This window comes from Streptomyces sp. NPDC096012, assembly GCF_040426375.1.
GTDB lineage: Bacteria > Actinomycetota > Actinomycetes > Streptomycetales > Streptomycetaceae > Streptomyces.
In genome coordinates this window covers 134,388-150,468 of sequence record NZ_JBEOTD010000005.1, presented here as the reverse complement: position 1 = coordinate 150,468, position 16,081 = coordinate 134,388, and the positions used below count along the sequence as shown (strand labels likewise).

Sequence of the window (16,081 nt, the reverse complement as noted above, 5' to 3'; positions counted from 1 at the left end):
TTCCGGGTGATTACCAGGGGTGGGTGACGGTCACGGGGGTCGAGGCGTTGTAGAGCTCCCCCACCGCGCGCAGTTCGAACCGTGCGGCCCTCTCCCCCTGTTCGGCCCGCAGGCCGCCGAGGAAGAGGGCGCGCTGGCCGGTGGCGGCGAGGAAGCGGCGGGTGCCGTCGGTCAGGACGCGGTGGAGGGTGTAGTGGCGGACGGTGCCGGGGGCGGCGTTCCAGGCGAGGCGCAGGTCGCCGCCGTTCGCCGCGGTGACGCGGGCGCCGGAGGGGGCGGCCGGTGCGGTGACCGCGTCCCGGACCGCGAGCGCGCCCAGTCGCCAGCGCACCGGGCCCTCGGTGGCGGTGAGCCGGACGCCGAGGGCGTGGGCGGTCCCGGCCAGGCCGGTGAGCGGCAGGACAGCCGTGCGCCAGCCGCTCACCGACCGCGCCCGTACGCGCCGGCCGACCGGCAGATACCGGTACGGCGGGGCCGCGCCGGCGTCGCCCGGTTCCGCCGTCGCCACGGCGAGCTCGACGTCCACGCTCCCAGCCTCGGTCCGATACGTCAGCTCGACAACCGTGCTCGCACGGATCGGCAGCCGGGTCGCGTACAGGTCCAGCACAGCCGGCTGATCGAGTTCGCCGGCCACCAGCACGCTGCTGCCGCCCCGCCAGGCGTCGGCGAAGTCGAAGGAGACCGCCGGCCGCTCCCCCGCCGTGCGCACCACCCACCGCCGGGACGGCAGCCGGTCCTGCAGTCCGAGGTGGTTCCAGGGCGTGTCCGAGGCGACGGCCCCCTCCTCGTACCAGCGCAGTCCGTGACCGGTGTTGAAGACGCTCGCGAACGGCACCGCGGTCACCGTCGAGCGATCGGCCACCGACACCGCCGGGGCCCGCCACGGGTCGGCTCCGTCGGGCCGGGACGGATCGAGCGACCGCCCGCTCCAGAACCGGTCGTCGGCCTCGTGGAAGTCCTCGGGGGCGCGCCGGTCGGCGGGCAGGTGGTTTCGGGTCCACTCCGGCCGGTAGAAGCCGATCGAGGTGGTGTGCGGCTTGGTCACCGGCACGATGGCGTCCCAGGAGACCGGTGTGTCCGAGCCGTTCGACTCGACGTCGACGCCGGCCCACAACGCGTAGCGGTCGCGGCCCAGTTGTTCGGCCCGGGTCGCGGAGGCGGCCAGGGTGTTCGCGCTCCACCGGAAGTCCACGAACATGTCGTCGGCGGTCTGGAAGAAGGCCTGGTTCTGGCTGTTCAGGGCGCCCTGCCAGCTGACCGTGCCGTTCACGGTCATCGCGTCGTACCAGGTCACCCGCTGTCCCGCGGCCGCCGCCAGCGCATTGAGCTCCTTGACGAAACCGAGCATGGCCGTGCCCAGCGCGGTGTTGCCGCCGCCCGTCTCGGCGTTCAGGAACCAGCCGTCGAAGCCGTGGGCCGCGGCGACCGCCACGAGCTGGGCGGCGAGCGGGTGGTGCCCCGCGGCGTCCTGCTGCACGAGGTCCCGGGTCCACTCCAGCCGGCCCCCGTAGGCGGTGGGCGGCAGGAAGATGTTGCCGAGGACGGGGACGCCGTGCCGGTGGGCCGCGTCCACGATCGGCGCGTTCGGCGCCAGGATCAGCCCCTCCCCGGACGAGCCGCCCCAGAAGACCAGTTCGTCGAGGTACGCCCAGTGGGTGAGGGCGTAGTAGTCGGCGGTGGCCGAGCCCTGGGCGGGGTTGGAGGAGGTGGGCCCGAAGGAGACCAGTGCCTGGACGCGGGCCTGGCCCGAGCGTGCGGTGGTGTTGGCCGGGACCGGTGTGAAACGGGTGGCGAGCGGCACGGACGCCGCGTTGAAGGCGAGGTCGGCGTCGTCGGCCGCGCGCCAGGTCTTCAGGCTGCGCCAGGTGACGCCGGCGCCCGGGCTGCCCGGCGGGAGGGAGTCCGGGTACCAGTAGGAGGCGTACGGCGGGACGGCGCCGGCCTTCGGGCGGGCCGCGGCCACGGCGGGGGCGGCCGGGAGCAGGGCCGCCGCGGTGCCGGCGATCAGGACGGTGCGTCTGGTGGGGTTCACGAGCGGGTGCCTCCTTGCGGGGTGGGGAGTACCTGGTCGGGAGTGACGGCCTCGGTGATGCCGCGGGCGGCGAGGTGTTCCTTGTCGTCGGCGCGCGTGTCCAGCACGGTGGTGGGACGGGCGCCGTCGGCGACGAGCCGGAAGAACGCCTCGAAGACGGGGCCGCCGGGGGCGCAGCGGGAGCGGTGGGCCGGGTCGGCGGGCACGACGAGGGCGGTGCTGCGTGCCGGGGGCGTACGGTGCGGTTCCCGGGCGGCCGCGGCGAGCACCCGGGCGATGTCCTTGGGCCGCCGGTCGTTGGTCAGCAGGCCGAGGGAGTACTCGAGTTCGGGGAAGTCGGCGAGGTCGCGGGAGACGTCGTGGGAGCACCACCAGGTGACGCCCCACAGTCCGGGGCAGTCGAGGGCGTTGGTGACGGTGGCCTCGGTGAAGGCGGCCGCGTGCTCGGCGGGCACGAGGGGGGCGGGCGCGCCGACCTCCTGGAGCCACACGGGCCGGTCCGGCGCCTCGGCCCAGGCCCTGCTCAGTTCGACGAGGTAGGCGGCGTGGTGCTCGCTCTGCACGGAGGTACGGCCGTACCGCTGGGCGGTGCCGTTGAAGACCCAGGAGTGCACGGCGGTGACGGCACCGAGGCGGGCGGAGTGGCCGGGGGTGAAGGGCTGGTCGTCCTGGTACCAGGCGGCGTCGTAGGAGGCGTGCAGGTGGAGCCGTCCCGGGGCGCCCTCGGCACAGGCGTCCAGCATGCGCGTCAGCCACCGCCCGGCGTCCTCGGCGGTGATCCGGTCGGGGTCCGGATGGGGTCCGGCGGCGAACTGGTTGACCTCGTTGCCGACGGTCATGCCGATGAAGTTCGGCCGGTCGGCCAGGGCGGCGGCGAGGGTGCGCAGATAGGCGGCCTGCCCGTCGACGACGTCGGGGTCGGTGAAGAGGTTGCGCCGGTGCCAGGTGCGGGTCCAGGCGGGCAGGAAGTCGAAGCTGCTCAAGTGCCCTTGCAGGCCGTCGACGTTGACGTCGAGTCCGCGTTCGGCGGCCGCGTCGGCGAGGGCGACGAGCCGGTCGACGGCACGAGGGCGGATCAGGGTGCGGTTGGGCTGGAAGTACGGCCACAGCGGGAAGACCCGGACGTGGTCGAGGCCGAGCGCTGCGATCGCGTCGAGGTCGGCGCGCACGGAGTCGAGGTCGAAGTCGAGCCAGTGGTGGAACCACCCCTCGCTGGGGGTGTAGTTGACGCCGAAGCGCACGGCAGGGGACATGGGTGTCCTTGCTCCTCGGTTGCGGGGATCAGCCCTTGACGGCGCCCTCGCCGACGCCGCGGAAGAAGTAGCGCTGCAGGCAGGCGAAGAGGGCGATGAGCGGCGCCACGGCGATCACGGTGCCGGCGGCGACGAGACGTTCGTCGTTCGCGAAGGTGCCGTGCAGGTAGTTGAGGCCGATGGTCAGGGTGAACCTGGACGGGTCGCTGAGCACGATCAGCGGCCAGAGGAAGTCGTCCCAGGCGCCCATGAAGGCGAAGATCGCGACGACGGCGAGGGTGCCCCGCACCGACGGCAGGGCGATGCGCCAGAACCGCTGCCAGACGTCGGCGCCGTCCACGTAGGCGGCTTCCTCGATCTCGTAAGGCAGATTGCGGAACGCGTTGCGCATGAGCAGCACGTTCATCGCGCCGACCGCGCCGGGCAGCACGACGCCGATCAGCGTGTTGTTCAGGCCGAGTTCCCGCATGGTCGTGAACTGGGCGATGATGATGCCCTCGACCGGCACGAGCATCGCCAGGACGAAGACGAGCGTGGCCACGCTCCGGCCGCGGTAGCGCAGCCGGGCCAGCGCGTACCCGGCGAGTGCCGAGCCCACGCAGTTGGTCACGACGCTCGCGGCCGCCACCCGCAGGGAGTTGAGGGCGTAGTCCCAGACGGGGATGGTCTGCGCGACCCGCTCGTAGTTGTGCAGGGTCGGATGGCGGGGCAGGAACGTCGGCGGCGAGCTGAAGATGTCCTCGGTGGGCCCCTTGAGGGACGTGGACACCTGCCAGAGGAACGGGCCCGCGGTGAGCGCCAGGACGGCGAGCAGCAGCAGGTAGCGCAGGGTCAGTTCGAGGGGGCGGACGCGTCGCCCGTGCTCGTCGGTGACCCGGGGCTCCCGGGCGGCGGCCGGGGTTCCGGGCCGTGCGGGGCGGACCTTGTCGAGGACGCTCACGGCTCCTCCCTCCGGTCGGCTCGCAGGACGAGCAGCATCAGCGCGACGGTGACCGCGAACACGACCACGGACAGGGCGGAGGCGTAGCCGACGCGGCCGGTGAGGCCGGTGCCGGTGCGCTGCACGAGCATGACGAGGGTGGTGTCCTCCCCTGCCGGGCCGCCGTTCGGGCCGGCCATCAGGTAGACCTCGGAGAAGACCTTGAAGGCGGCGACCGAGGAGAGCGCCGCGACCAGCACCATGGTGGAGCGCACGGCGGGCACCGTCACGGTGAGGAAGCGGCGGATCGCGCCCGCGCCGTCCACGGCGGCCGCCTCGTGCAGTTCGCGCGGTACGTTCGCGAGCGCCGCCAGGTAAATGATCATGTAGTAGCCGAGGCCCTTCCACACCGTCACCGCCATGGCGCTCAGCAGGAGCAGCCACTGGTCGCTGAGGAACCCGACCCGCCCCACGCCCACGGCCTCCAGCAGGGAGTTGACCAGACCGCGCTCGTCCAGCAGCCACACCCAGATCAGCCCGACGACCACGATGGAGGCGACGACCGGGGTGTAGAAGGCGGAGCGGAAGAAGGTGATGCCGGGGATGTTCTTCCGCACCAGCAGCGCGAGCAGCAGCGGCAGGACCACCAGGGCCGGCACGACACCGGCGATGTACAGCGCGCTGTTGCGCAGGCCCGTCCAGAACATGTCGTCGTGGAGCAGCTCGCGGTAGTTGGCGAGCCCGACGAAGCGGCCCGGGATCAGGGTGCGGCGGTCGGTGAAGGAGTTCACCACGGTCGCCACGAACGGGTACAGCACGAAGGCGCCGGTGACCAGCAGTGCGGGGGCGGCGAACAGCCAGGGGCTGGTGGGCAGTTGCCGCCGGACCCGGGTCGGTGCGGTGGGGGTGGCCATACGGGTCAGCCCTGCTGCTTCAGGAGCCGGTCGCAGGCCTTGACAGCGTTGTCCAGGGCCGCCGCGGGGCTCTCCTTGCCCTGCAGGGCCTTGGCCACCTCGTTGCGCAGCGCGGTCTTCATCTGCTCGCTGAACAGCACGGGTGTGTAATTGACGGCGCTCTTCAGCGACTTCGCCGCGGCGACGCGTACCCGGGTCTCGTCGGTGCCGTCCTGCTCGGTGAAGTACGGGTCGTCGAGGGAACCGGCGGTGCTCGGGAAGATGGCGACCTTCTTGGCGAAGGACATCTGGTTGCGCGCGTCGGTGACGAAGTGCGCGAAGGCGACCGCGGCCGGGGTGTGCCTGGTACGGGAGTTGACCATGACGCCCATCACGTACATGTTGACGTGACCGGTGCTGGTGATCTGGTCGGTGATCCCGATGTTCCTGTACAGCTCGGGCGCCTGCTTCTTGAAGTTGCCGAGGTCCAGGGCGCTGCCGGGGTTCATGGCGACGGCCCCGGTGAGGAACTTCTTCCCGGACGACTCCGGGGTCGCGGTCAGCGCCTGCGGATCGAGCGCTCCGGCGTCGTACAACTCCTTGTACTTGCCGAGGAGTTCGGCCCCCTTGGCGTCGTCGAAGGCGAACCCGGTCCCCTCCTTGTTCATCAGCCGCACGCCGTAGCGCCCGAAGTCCTCGATGGTGGGCACGTTGGCGAGCGTGGCGACCTTCCCGCCGGTCTTCCGGGCGATCCGCAGGGCGTCCGCGAAGAGGTCGTCGTAGGTCGCCGGCGGCTTGCCGGGATCCAGCCCGGCCTTCTCAAACAGGGACTTGTTGTAGAAGAGGGGGCCGGTGTTCAGGTACCAGGGGAAGGCGTACGTGCCGTTCATGCCCGGCACCTGGTGGCTCTTCCAGGCCCCGTCGAGGTACTCGGTCCGGTACTTCGCGGCGGCCTTGCCGAGGTCCATGGCGAGCCCGGCCCGGGCGAGCGGGGCGACCAGGTCGGGGGAGACGTTGACGACGTCGGGCAGGGTGCCGCCGGCGGCGTCGGCGCTGATCTTGTCGGCGTAGCCCTCGGCGGGCTGGTCGATCCACTTCACGTGGGTGCCGGGGTACTTCTTCTCGAAGTCCGCGATCACGCCCTCGAAGTACGGCTTGAAGTTGGCGCGCAGGTTCCAGGTCTGGAAGCTGATGTCGCCCTCGACCTTGCCCGAGGCGTCGGTCGATCCGCCGTCGTCACCGCCGGAGCCGCAGGCGCTCAGCGGCAGGAGGAGGGCGACGGCAGCGGCGGCGAAGGTTCTGCGGGAGATACGCACGGCGACTGGGCTCCTTTGCAGGGGATGTGGCCGAAGGTGCCGGGCCAGACCTTGCACGCCGATTCCCGCACGCGTCAATGGATTCGACTCCGCTAAAGACATTAGTGACTCAAAACCCCTGCTCAGCACGGTTCGTGAAGACCATTGCCAGCGATCGCTAATGCGCTTTAGAGTGCGGCTACTGAAGCGCATTAGCAGTTGGCGCGCACCACACCCGGAGAAAGGGGGGCACCGCGGTGGCGGAGAGGCGATCACCCGCGCGCCGGCCGACCATGAAGGACATTGCGCGCCGCGCCGGAGTCTCCGAGAGCGCGGTGTCGTTCGCCCTCAACGGCCGCCCCGGGGTCTCCGAGACCACCCGCGCCCGGGTCCACCGGGTGGCCGAGCAACTGGGCTGGCGCCCGAGCACGGCGGCCCGCGCCCTGTCCGGCGAGGGCGCCGCCACGGTCGGTTTCGTCCTCGCCCGCCCCGCGGACACGCTGGGGGTCGACTCGTTCTTCCTGCAGCTCGTCTCCGGGATCCAGGAGGTGCTCGCCGAGCGCCATCTCGGCCTGCTCTTCCAGGTGGCGCGGGACGTGGCCGACGAGTGCGGCGTGTACCGGCGCTGGTGGGCGGAGCACCGGGTGGACGGCGTCCTGGTGGCCGACCCGCGGGCGACGGACCCGCGCCCCGATCTGCTGGACGAACTCGGGCTGCCCGCCGTGGTGATCGGCGGCGCACCGGACGAACGCCACCCGGGGCTGTCCACCGTGTGGGCGGACGACGCGGGCGCGATGGCCGCGGTCGTGGACGAGCTGACCGCCCTGGGCCACCGCCGGATCGTGCACATCGCCGGCCTGCCCGACCTCGCGCACACCCAGCGTCGCATCCGCACCCTGCGCGCCGAGGCCCGGCGGCGCGGCCTGTCCGAGGTGGAGTCGGTGACCACCGACTACTCCGACGTGGCGGCGGCCGCCGTCACCCGCCGGGTGCTGCACGGCCCCACTCCCCCGACGGCCCTCGTGTACGACAACGACGTGATGGCGGTCGCCGGCGTGGCGGCCGCGGCCGAGCTGGGCTTTGGTGTGCCGGCCGACCTGTCGGTGGTGGCCTGGGAGGACTCGGCGCTGTGCCGCATCGTCAAGCCGTGGCTGTCCGCTCTGTCGCGGGACAGCGTCAAGTTCGGGGTGACGGCGGCCAGGGAGCTGCTCGCGCTGCTGGACGGCGGACCGGCCCGGGCCGTACGGGTGCCGGTCCCCCGCCTGATCGAGCGCGACAGCACGGGGCCCGCGCGCTCCGGTTGAGACACGGCGGATCGGCGCGTACGGCGGCCGTGTCCGGGAAACAGCCTCTCGACGTACCCGGCTCGGCCGTGCAGGATTCTCCTACGCCTCTCGATGCGCGGCTCCGTGCGCGTCTTGAACTCCCGCCGACGGGCATCCGGTTCGCCGACGGGGGCTGGGCCGACGACCCGGCGCCGGACCGGCGGCCGGCCGAGCGGAGCCGGCGACCGGCCCGGCAGAGCCGGGCGGCCGACCGGCCGTCGCCCGGGCGGAACCCACGGGACCGTCGCCCGGGCGGAACCGTCGGCCGGCCGGAGCCGTCGCCCGAGCACAGCAGATGACTAGCCGAGGAGTGCCTTTGAACAGCTGGGCCGGCCGGACCGCGTCCGACATCGCCGCCGCCGTACGCGCCAAGGAGGTCACACCGCGCGAGGTGGTGGCCGAGCACCTCGCCCGGATCGAGCGGCTCGACGGACGGATCGAGTCGTTCCGGAAGGTCCGCGCACAGGCCGCGCTGGCCGAGGCCGACGAGGTGGCCTCGCGTGCCGAGCTGGCCGGGCTGCCGCTCGCGGGCGTGCCGGTGGCCGTGAAGGACAACCTCGCGGTGCGCGGCGAGGCCCACCGCGACGGCACGCTCGCCACACCGGACGCGCCGGCGGCCGAGGACCATGTCACGGTGGCCCGGCTGCGGGCGGCCGGTGCGGTGGTCGTGGGCCTGACGAACGTGCCGGAGCTGTGTGTCTTCGGCACCACGGAGGGCGTGTACGGCACCGCCCGCAATCCGTGGGATCCCTCCCGGACCGCGGGCGGCTCCTCCGGCGGCAGCGCGGCCGCGGTGGCCGCGGGACTCGTGCCGATCGCGCTCGGCAACGACGGCATGGGCTCCCTGCGCATCCCGGCGGCGAACTGCGGGCTGGTCACCCTGAAGCCGGGGCACGGGGTGGTGCCGGCGGGGATCGGCAACGGCGACTGGTTCGGCATGTCGGAGAACGGTCCGCTGGCCACGACGGTCGAGGATCTGCGGCTGATGTACGGCGTCCTCGCGGGCACCGGACCGGCGCCGGCGCAGGAGCCGCCCCGCCGGCGGATCGCCGCCGCCGTGCGCAGCCCGCTGGCCGGGGTCGGCGTGAGCGAACCGTATGCGACCGCGGTCCGGCAGGCGGCCGGACTGCTGGCCCGGGCCGGGCACCGCGTGCAGCGGGCCGAGCCGCCCTACCCGCTCTCGCTGGGCCTGACCGCGTTGCGGCACTGGACGGCGGGAACGGCCGTGGACGCCGAGGGCCTGGACCCGGCTCGGCTGGCCCGGCGGACCCGGGTGCACGCGGCGGTGGGCCGGCGTTTCGTGCGCTCGGTCCGCGCCGGCGGCAGCCGCGAGAGCCTGCGCGCGAGGCTGGAGCCCTTCTTCGCCGAGCACGACGTCCTGCTCACCCCGGCCCTGGCGCGGCGCTCCCCCGCCGCGGGCCCGTGGCACGAGCGCGGCTGGCTGCGCAACGTTCTGGTCAACACCGCCTACTCGCCGTTCACCCCGCCGTGGAACCTGACGGGCTGGCCCGCGATGTCCGTGCCGTTCGGCACCCTTCCCTCGGGCGCCCCCTGTGCCGTGCAGCTGGCCGGCCGCCCCGGCACGGAGGAGGCCCTGCTGGACCTGGCGGAGGAGCTGGAGCGCCTGCAGCCGTGGCGGCGGACGGCGCCGACGCAAGACGGGAACGGGTAGTGACGGTCACATCACCGTGGAGTGCGGCGTCGGCGTCCCGACGCCGGTGGCTTTCCTGATCGGCAGGGGCGTGAGCCCGTCACGCCCCTGCCGGTCGGCGATCGCGACGGTTCCGGGTCGCGGGTCAGTCCACGCTGGGCAGGATGTGGGGCTCGGCGAGGTCTTCCTCGTAGCCCGCGAGGCGGATGGGGGCGGAACGGGCCCACACGTCGAGGCTGCCGAGCTCTCCGGGCCGCCGGCCCGCGCGCTCCGTGCGTTCCTTGGGGCGGTCGTCGCGATTCGTCTTCTCCGGTGTCACCGCGCACTCCTTATGTGTCGGGTCACCCTCGGGGCATACCGGACAGTCTGCGCTCCGGCACTTGTCGCCCGCTCGGGTCTGGATGGAAGGCCAGTTCGGACGCGGTGGCGCCGGTCTCTCGTCAGAGCAGGCCGTGGTGATCGGCTCGCCCCAGGACGGACGATGGGTGTGGGTGGGACCCCGTACTGTTGCCCGTCCGCTCCAGGTTAACCAAATGAGCGGGGGTCCGCTCGATAGGGAGTGCAAACAAGCTGTAACTTATGCGTGTCATCCGCCCTCCCAATGCACCGCAAGATGCGGCTATTTGCAACAAACCGCATCACCCACCGGACGGAGCGAATCACCCGCTCGGCCTACGGCGGCGAACACCTCTTCGATCCCGTGGAGACCGCCGGGCGGCCCTCGCGTGAGCCCACGCGGGCGCGGCGCAGCCGGAGAGCCGGACGGGCGCCCTCGGCGCGGGCGTGCTGGAGGACCGGCGTACGGTCCTGGAACCGGTGGGGCCCGCAAGTCCCGGTCGGGCACGGTGGCCCGAGTGCCGGCGTACGGTCCTGGAACCGGTGGCGGCCCGCAACTCCCGGCTGGGCACGGTGGACCGAGTGCCGGCGTACGGTCCTGGAACCGGTGGGGCCCGCGAGTCCCGGCTGGGTGCGGCGGACCGAGTGCCCGAGTCCGGCGCGGCGACGCGGCGGGCCCGCCGAGGGGCCCGGCCGTCACCACTTGCCGGGCGCGTAGTCCTTCAGGAAGACGCCGTACAGGTCCTCGCCCGCCTCACCGCGCACGATCGGGTCGTAGACGCGGGCGGCGCCGTCGACCAGGTCGAGCGGGGCGTGGAAGCCCGCCTCGGCGAGGCGCAGCTTGTCGTAGTGCGGGCGCTCGTCGGTGATCCAGCCGGTGTCGACCGAGGTCATGAGGATGCCGTCGGACTGGAACATCTCCTCGCCGCTGGTCCGCGTCACCATGTTCATCGCGGCCTTGGCGGCATTGGTGTTCGGGTGGCCGGCGCCCTTGTAGCCGCGGCCGAAGACGCCTTCCATGGCGGAGACGTTCACGACGTACGCCCGTCCGCTCGTCGCCTTCCCGGCGGCGTCCGCCATGGCCGGACGGAGCTTGCTGATGAGGATGAACGGCGCGGTGTAGTTGCACAGCTGGGTCTCGAGGAGCTCCACCGGGGAGATCTGCTCGATCGTCTGCACCCAGGTGTTGCTCTCGACGACGTCGGGCAGCAGGCCGCCCGCGTCGATGGCGGTGCCGTCCAGGTGCCGGGCGACACTGGCGTTGCCCGCGACCAGGGCGAGGTCGGCGACCTTCTGCGCGTCGAGGCCGCTGCCGCCGACGGGCAGCGCGGCCAGCGCGTCGACGGCGCCGGAGTTGAAGGCGCCGATGACATGGTGGGCGGGGAGCTCCCCGGCGGGCAGCGGGGCGCTCTCGCCCTCGACCAGGGCCGCGTAGGCGGAGGGCAGGCGGCGCACGGTCTGCGTGGCGTTGTTGATCAGGATGTCCAGCGGGCCGGCCTCGGCGAGCCGGTCGGCCAGCGCGACGACCTGGGCGGGGTCGCGCAGGTCGGTGCCGACGACCTCCAGACGGTGCAGCCAGTCCGCCGAGTCCTCCATCGCCTTGAAGCGGCGGATGGCGTCCTTGGGGAACCGGGTGGTGATCGTCGTGTGCGCCCCGTCGCGCAGCAGCCGCAGTGCGATGTACATGCCGATCTTCGCCCGGCCGCCGGTGAGCAGCGCGCGCTTGCCCGTGAGGTCGGCGCGGGCGTCGCGCTTGGCCCGGTTGACGCCGGCGCAGTCGGGACAGAGCTGGTGGTAGAAGTAGTCGACTTCGACGTACCGGCCCTTGCAGGTGTAGCAGGAGCGCGGGCGCTGGAGTATGCCCGCGATCCTGCCGGTCTCGATCTTGGAGGAGGGCAGGATGCCCTCGGTCTCGTCGTCGATGCGCTCGGCGGAGCCGGTGGCCGTGGCCTCGGTGACGGCGCGGTCGTGCGCGGTCTTGGCGGCCCGGCGCTCCTGGCGGCGGCGCTGCTTGACCGTGCGGTAGATGTGCGAGGTGGCCCGGCGCACCTTGATCGCGTCGGGGTGGTCGACGTCGATCCGGTCCAGTTCCTCGAGCACGCTGAGGCAGACGGCCAGGCGCTCCGGGTCGATACCGGGTCCGTGGACCACCTCGTCCATGGAGGCGTCCGTGGGGACGTCCATGGGGACCTCCATGGACGCAGACCCGTCCTCTGTCACCGTCATCGCGCTGCCGCTTCCCTGATCACCCGCGCAGCGCTCCGACTCGCGCCCGCCCTCGAACGGGGGATTTTACGGAGCGGCGGGCCGTACGGCCAAACCCGCCCGGACCGGCCGCCCGGCCGCGCCCGGTGCCGCCGAGCCGGCGGCGCCCCTCCGGACCCTTCGGCCCCACTGGCCCCAGGCGGCCCCCGGCCCGGGGATCCGGCCGGCCCGGGGGCCTCGCGCTCAGGCGTCGCAGACGGTCAGCAGCGTCTCCACCTCGTCGGACACCGCCCGGGCGAAGACGTCCAGGTCCGGCACCGCCTGCGCGTCGGCCACCAGCCCGTAGTGGACGCGGCCGCGGTACGTCGAGATCGCGACCGCCAGCGACTGCCCGGGAGCCAGCGGGGCCAGTGGATAGACCTCGGTCAGCTCGTGGCCGCCGAGCCGCAGGCCCGTGCCGGGCAGCGGCACGCTGGTGACCAGGATGTCGAACCACAGCCGGGCCGCCTGTCCGACGAGCGGCCCGCCGAGCCGGTGGCCGAGCGCCGGGACGTGGTCGGCCAGCAGCGCGACGGCACCGGCGCCCCGGTTGGGTCCGGCGTCCTTGTTGCGGACCATCGCGGTGCGTACGGACGCGAGCCGGCCGAGCGGGTCGGGGTCGTGGACGGGAAGCGGTGTCAGGTACCCGGAGAGCCGGTTGCCCTGCGGGTGGGCGGTGCGCGGGCGGCGCCGGGAGACCGGGATGAGGGCGCGGGGCGCCACCCCCTCGCTGCCGTCACCGCGTTCCTCGAGCCAGCGGCGCAGGGCGCCGGCGACGACGGCGATGAGGACGTCGTTGACGGTCCCGCCCACGCTCTTGCGCACCCGGTGCACGTCGTCGATGTCGAGGACGACCCCGGCGGTGCGGCGGGTGCCGCTGGGCGCGGAGGTCAGCGCGGACGACGGGCGCATGCCGAGCGTGGACCGGGCGAGCGAGGCGCCGATGTCCAGAGCGCGGCCCACGTCGGACAGCGCGCCCTTGAGGAGTTCGGGTACGCGGGCGGGCAGTTCGCGCACGTCCGACAGCAGGCCCCGGGGCGGCTCGAGCGGGCGGGGGGCGCGCTCGGGCAGGTCCACCGGGTCCAGGAGGCCCGCGGCCAGCTTGAGCGCGCGCAGTCCGTCGGCGAGCGCGTGGTGGAACTTGAACAGCACGGCGAAGGAGACCCCGTCCTCCCCGGGCAGCACATGCGCCTCCCACGGCGGCCGGCCGCGCTCCAGCGGGCGTTCCATCAGCCGGCCGGCGGCCGCGTGGAAGTCGGCGGCCGGGGCGTGCAGCCGTACGTGGTCGAGCGGGTCGAAGTCCGGGACCGGCTCGCGGGCCGCGCCGCCGAAGGCGAGCGGCTGCCAGACGTCGCGGATGCGCATGCGCAGACCTGGTACGGCGGCGGCCCGGGCGGCGAGGAGGTCGGCCGCGTGGGCCCCGGCCGTGGGCGAGTGCGCGCCGAAGACGCCGAGCGCTCCGAGGTGCATCGGATGCCGGTCGGACTCCATGTTCCAGAAGGCCAGGTCGAGGGGAGCGAGCAGGTGGGAAGTCAAGGGCTTGCCTCGCACGTCGACGACGGGTGGATCTGCAGTCAATCTCTGCCCGGCGATTACGGTCAAGTACGATCAGGCTACGCACAGTTAACATCAGATTAAGTCCCGCCCCGGGGGAGAGGGGCGGGGCCCAGGTGACAGGCGAGGTCACCTCAGTACCGGCTGTGCCGCACCGGGTGACGTACCCCACTCAGACGGGCGCGGGCCGACCGTGAACGCGAGCGAGCGCAGGGAGCGCAGCCCACCGGTCGTCAGATAGGTCCGCCCGTGCCTGCGCCCGTCGGTGCGGACGGCCTGGATGTACCGGTCGGCGGCGGAGGTACCGGGCGCGGTGACCGTGAGTTCGCCACTCGGCCAGTAGCGGCGGTCGAGGGTGAGGTGGACGCGGTCGAAGACCGGGGTGGACAGCCCCCAGGTGTCGTAGCCGGGCTGGATCGGGAACAGCCCGACGGACGACAGCACGTTCCAGGCGGACATGGTGCCGAGGTCGTCGTTGCCGGTCATGCCGGTCGGGGTGTCGGTGAACAGGGTCAGCGCAGCGTGCACCACGTCCGTGGTCTTCCAGGGCTGGCCGGTGGCCAGGTAGGTGTACGGCGCGATCAGGTCGGGCTCGTTCTGCGGGTTGTACTTGTCGGCGTTGTAGTAGGCGTACGGGTCGCCGTGCACCCACACCTCGCGGGCGGTCCGCTCGGGGTCGGCGAGCAGCCGGTCGTAGGCGAAGAAGGAGTCCAGCCGGTCGTTGGCCGCGCGCGTGCCGCCGATCAGGCCGACCATGCCGGGCACGTCCTGCGGGACCAGCCACTGGTACTGCCAGGCGGTGCCCTCGTGGAAGCCGGTGCCGCGGGCCGGGTCGGGCGGCCCGGTGAAGGCGCCGGAGGCGTCGCGGGCCCGGAAGAAGCCGGTGGCCGGGTCGAAGATGTTCCGGTAGTTGCGCGACCGGGCGGCGTAGCGGGCGGCGTCGTCCTGGTGGCCGAGGCCACGGGCCATCTGGGCGAGCATGGCGTCGGCGAGCGCGTACTCCAGGGTGACGGAGGCGCCGTGGTGGTAGTCGGAGTCGCCCATCTTGGCGTACGGCCGGCCCTTGACGTACGGGGCGAAGCCCTGGGCGACGTACTCGGAGTTGGCCTCCCGGCCGACGCCCGGGTAGTCGGCGGGCGGCACGCCGTCGGCGTTCTTGCGCAGCGCGCGGTAGGCCCGCTCCTCGAACCCCCGCAGCAGGCCCAGGTGGTAGGCGGTGGTGAGGAACGGGGTGACGGGGTCGCCGCTCATGACGTTCGTCTCGACCGGGCCGTAGCCCCACTTGGGCAGCCAGCCGCCGTCCTCGTCGACGGCGAGCACCGACCGGGCCATGTCCCGCGCCTCGCGCGGCGCGAGCAGGCCCAGGAGCTGGATCTGGGTGCGATAGGTGTCCCACAGGGACCAGTTCTGGTAGTACGTGAACCCGTCCGCGCGGTGGGTACGGCGGTCCCAGCCGGTGTAGCGGCCGTCGGCGTCGCTGCCGACGTTGGGCGCGAGGAACGACCGGTACAGCGAGGAGTAGAAGGTGCGGCGGAGGGTGGCCGTGCCGCCCTGGACCCGGACGTCGGCGAGCCGGCGCTCCCACTCCTCGCGCGCCCGGTGGCGTACGGCGTCGAAGGACCGGCCGCCCTCCGCGCGCAGGTTGCCGGCGGCGCCGCGGGCGTCGACGTACGACAGGGCGGTGGTCGCCTCCACCGTGCGGTCCCCGGTGGTGTCGAAGCGGACGTACGCACCCCCGCGTCCGCTGCGGGAACCCGGGGTGACGGTGGAGCCGTCCCAGGTGCCGTAGGCGGTGAAGGGCCGGTTGAAGCGGGTGATCGTGTACACCGTGTACGGGCCGGTGTCCCGGCAGAATCCGTGGCCGGTGATCTCGGTGCGCACGGTGCGGTCGTCGAGGATCTCCACGGCGCTGCCGGCCGCCTTGTGCAGCGACTGGGCGGCGTTCAGCAGGACGTTGGCCTTGCCGGTGGCCGGGAAGGTGTAGCGCTGCACGCCCGTGCGCGCGCTCGCGGTCAGTTCGGCACGGATGCCGGAGGCCAGACCGACCCGGTAGTAGCCGGGGCTCGCCTCCTCGTCCTCGTGCGAGAAGGCGGCCGCGTACCGGGAGTAGTCCGTCTGCGTGACGTCGCCGGTGGTGGGCAGCACGGGCAGGTCGCCGCCGATGCGGCAGCCGACGCCCGAGAGGTGGACCAGGGAGAAGCCGCGGATGCGGTTCTGGGTGTAGTCGTAGCCCGTGCTGTGCCCGGTGTCCGGGGAGAGCTGCACCATGCCGAAGGGCACGGCCGCGCCGGGGAAGGTGTTGCCCTCGTTCTGGCTCCCGATGAAGGGGTTGACCAGGTCGGTGAGGTGGCCGTCGGTCCGCTCGGCGGCACGTGCGGCGGGGGTGGCGATCAGCGCGGACGCTGCCATCACCCCGGCCAGGCACAGCCGCGTACGCCGGGTCCCTCTCATCTCGGATGACCTCCGGAGGTTCGACATCGTTGCCTGCATCGTGGCGGGCGAACGGCGCGAATCCGGGCATTACAGCAGGGAGGTGTGAAACGCGTCGCGGAGAAGAGCCCTCTGACGGGCCGTCCGCC

11 protein-coding genes are annotated in these 16,081 nt (G+C 73.0%); 2 read left to right on the top strand and 9 right to left on the bottom strand.

The window, feature by feature from the left end:
- Positions 1 to 10: 10 nt before the first annotated feature.
- Genes ABVB68_RS07810 through ABVB68_RS07790 form a run of 5 tightly spaced genes read right to left on the bottom strand, consistent with a single transcriptional unit; the run spans position 11 to position 6,413 of the window.
- Entirely contained in the window at positions 11 to 2,032 is a 2,022-nt protein-coding gene (locus tag ABVB68_RS07810; protein ID WP_353600144.1) for an endo-beta-N-acetylglucosaminidase, read from the bottom strand.
- Positions 2,029 to 3,273, bottom strand: coding sequence for a glycoside hydrolase 5 family protein (locus ABVB68_RS07805; protein WP_353600263.1), 1,245 nt, complete (start codon positions 3,271 to 3,273; stop codon positions 2,029 to 2,031). The genes ABVB68_RS07810 and ABVB68_RS07805 overlap by 4 nt, the downstream gene beginning before the upstream one ends.
- A gap of 40 nt (positions 3,274 to 3,313) precedes the next feature.
- A complete protein-coding gene (locus ABVB68_RS07800) occupies positions 3,314 to 4,225 on the bottom strand; it encodes a carbohydrate ABC transporter permease (protein WP_353600143.1) in 912 nt (303 codons plus the stop codon).
- Positions 4,222 to 5,118: a carbohydrate ABC transporter permease gene (locus ABVB68_RS07795; protein WP_353600142.1), complete on the bottom strand. Its 897-nt coding sequence runs from the start codon at positions 5,116 to 5,118 to the stop codon at positions 4,222 to 4,224. Before ABVB68_RS07795 ends, ABVB68_RS07800 begins: the two co-directional genes overlap by 4 nt.
- Positions 5,119 to 5,123: 5 nt before the next feature.
- The gene (locus ABVB68_RS07790; RefSeq protein WP_353600141.1) at positions 5,124 to 6,413 is read right to left on the bottom strand and encodes an ABC transporter substrate-binding protein; all 1,290 of its coding nucleotides are present in this window, start codon (positions 6,411 to 6,413) and stop codon (positions 5,124 to 5,126) included.
- Between the two features lie 272 nt (positions 6,414 to 6,685).
- On the opposite strand from ABVB68_RS07790, the gene ABVB68_RS07785 reads away from it, so the two are divergent.
- Positions 6,686 to 7,696, top strand: coding sequence for a LacI family DNA-binding transcriptional regulator (locus tag ABVB68_RS07785; protein WP_353600140.1), 1,011 nt, complete (start codon positions 6,686 to 6,688; stop codon positions 7,694 to 7,696).
- A gap of 337 nt (positions 7,697 to 8,033) precedes the next feature.
- Positions 8,034 to 9,389 (top strand): amidase, encoded by a 1,356-nt coding sequence (locus ABVB68_RS07780; RefSeq protein WP_353600139.1) that lies wholly within the window; start codon positions 8,034 to 8,036, stop codon positions 9,387 to 9,389.
- Positions 9,390 to 9,513: 124 nt separating this feature from the next.
- Here ABVB68_RS07780 and ABVB68_RS07775 read toward each other — a convergent pair whose 3' ends face one another.
- The 4 genes from ABVB68_RS07775 to ABVB68_RS07760 form a co-directional block, all read right to left on the bottom strand.
- Positions 9,514 to 9,687 carry a hypothetical protein gene (locus ABVB68_RS07775; protein WP_353600138.1) on the bottom strand — a complete coding sequence of 58 codons (174 nt, stop codon included), beginning with the start codon at positions 9,685 to 9,687 and terminating at the stop codon, positions 9,514 to 9,516.
- 713 nt (positions 9,688 to 10,400) lie between these two features.
- Positions 10,401 to 11,930 (bottom strand): SDR family NAD(P)-dependent oxidoreductase, encoded by a 1,530-nt coding sequence (locus tag ABVB68_RS07770; RefSeq protein ID WP_353600137.1) that lies wholly within the window; start codon positions 11,928 to 11,930, stop codon positions 10,401 to 10,403.
- A gap of 222 nt (positions 11,931 to 12,152) precedes the next feature.
- The gene (locus ABVB68_RS07765; protein ID WP_353600136.1) at positions 12,153 to 13,484 is read right to left on the bottom strand and encodes a wax ester/triacylglycerol synthase family O-acyltransferase; all 1,332 of its coding nucleotides are present in this window, start codon (positions 13,482 to 13,484) and stop codon (positions 12,153 to 12,155) included.
- 147 nt (positions 13,485 to 13,631) lie between these two features.
- On the bottom strand, positions 13,632 to 15,953 hold the full coding sequence (locus ABVB68_RS07760; RefSeq protein WP_353600135.1) for a GH92 family glycosyl hydrolase: 2,322 nt from the start codon (positions 15,951 to 15,953) through the stop codon (positions 13,632 to 13,634).
- Positions 15,954 to 16,081: the final 128 nt, after the last annotated feature.

What these genes read in the sequence shown, in the direction of transcription:
- ABVB68_RS07795 (WP_353600142.1), bottom strand. Translation starts at nt 5,118, where the DNA reads ATGGCCACCCCCACCGCACCGACCCGGGTCCGGCGGCAACTGCCCACC.
- ABVB68_RS07770 (WP_353600137.1), bottom strand. Translation starts at nt 11,930, where the DNA reads ATGACGGTGACAGAGGACGGGTCTGCGTCCATGGAGGTCCCCATGGAC.
- ABVB68_RS07760 (WP_353600135.1), bottom strand. Translation starts at nt 15,953, where the DNA reads ATGAGAGGGACCCGGCGTACGCGGCTGTGCCTGGCCGGGGTGATGGCA.
- ABVB68_RS07785 (WP_353600140.1), top strand. Translation starts at nt 6,686, where the DNA reads ATGAAGGACATTGCGCGCCGCGCCGGAGTCTCCGAGAGCGCGGTGTCG.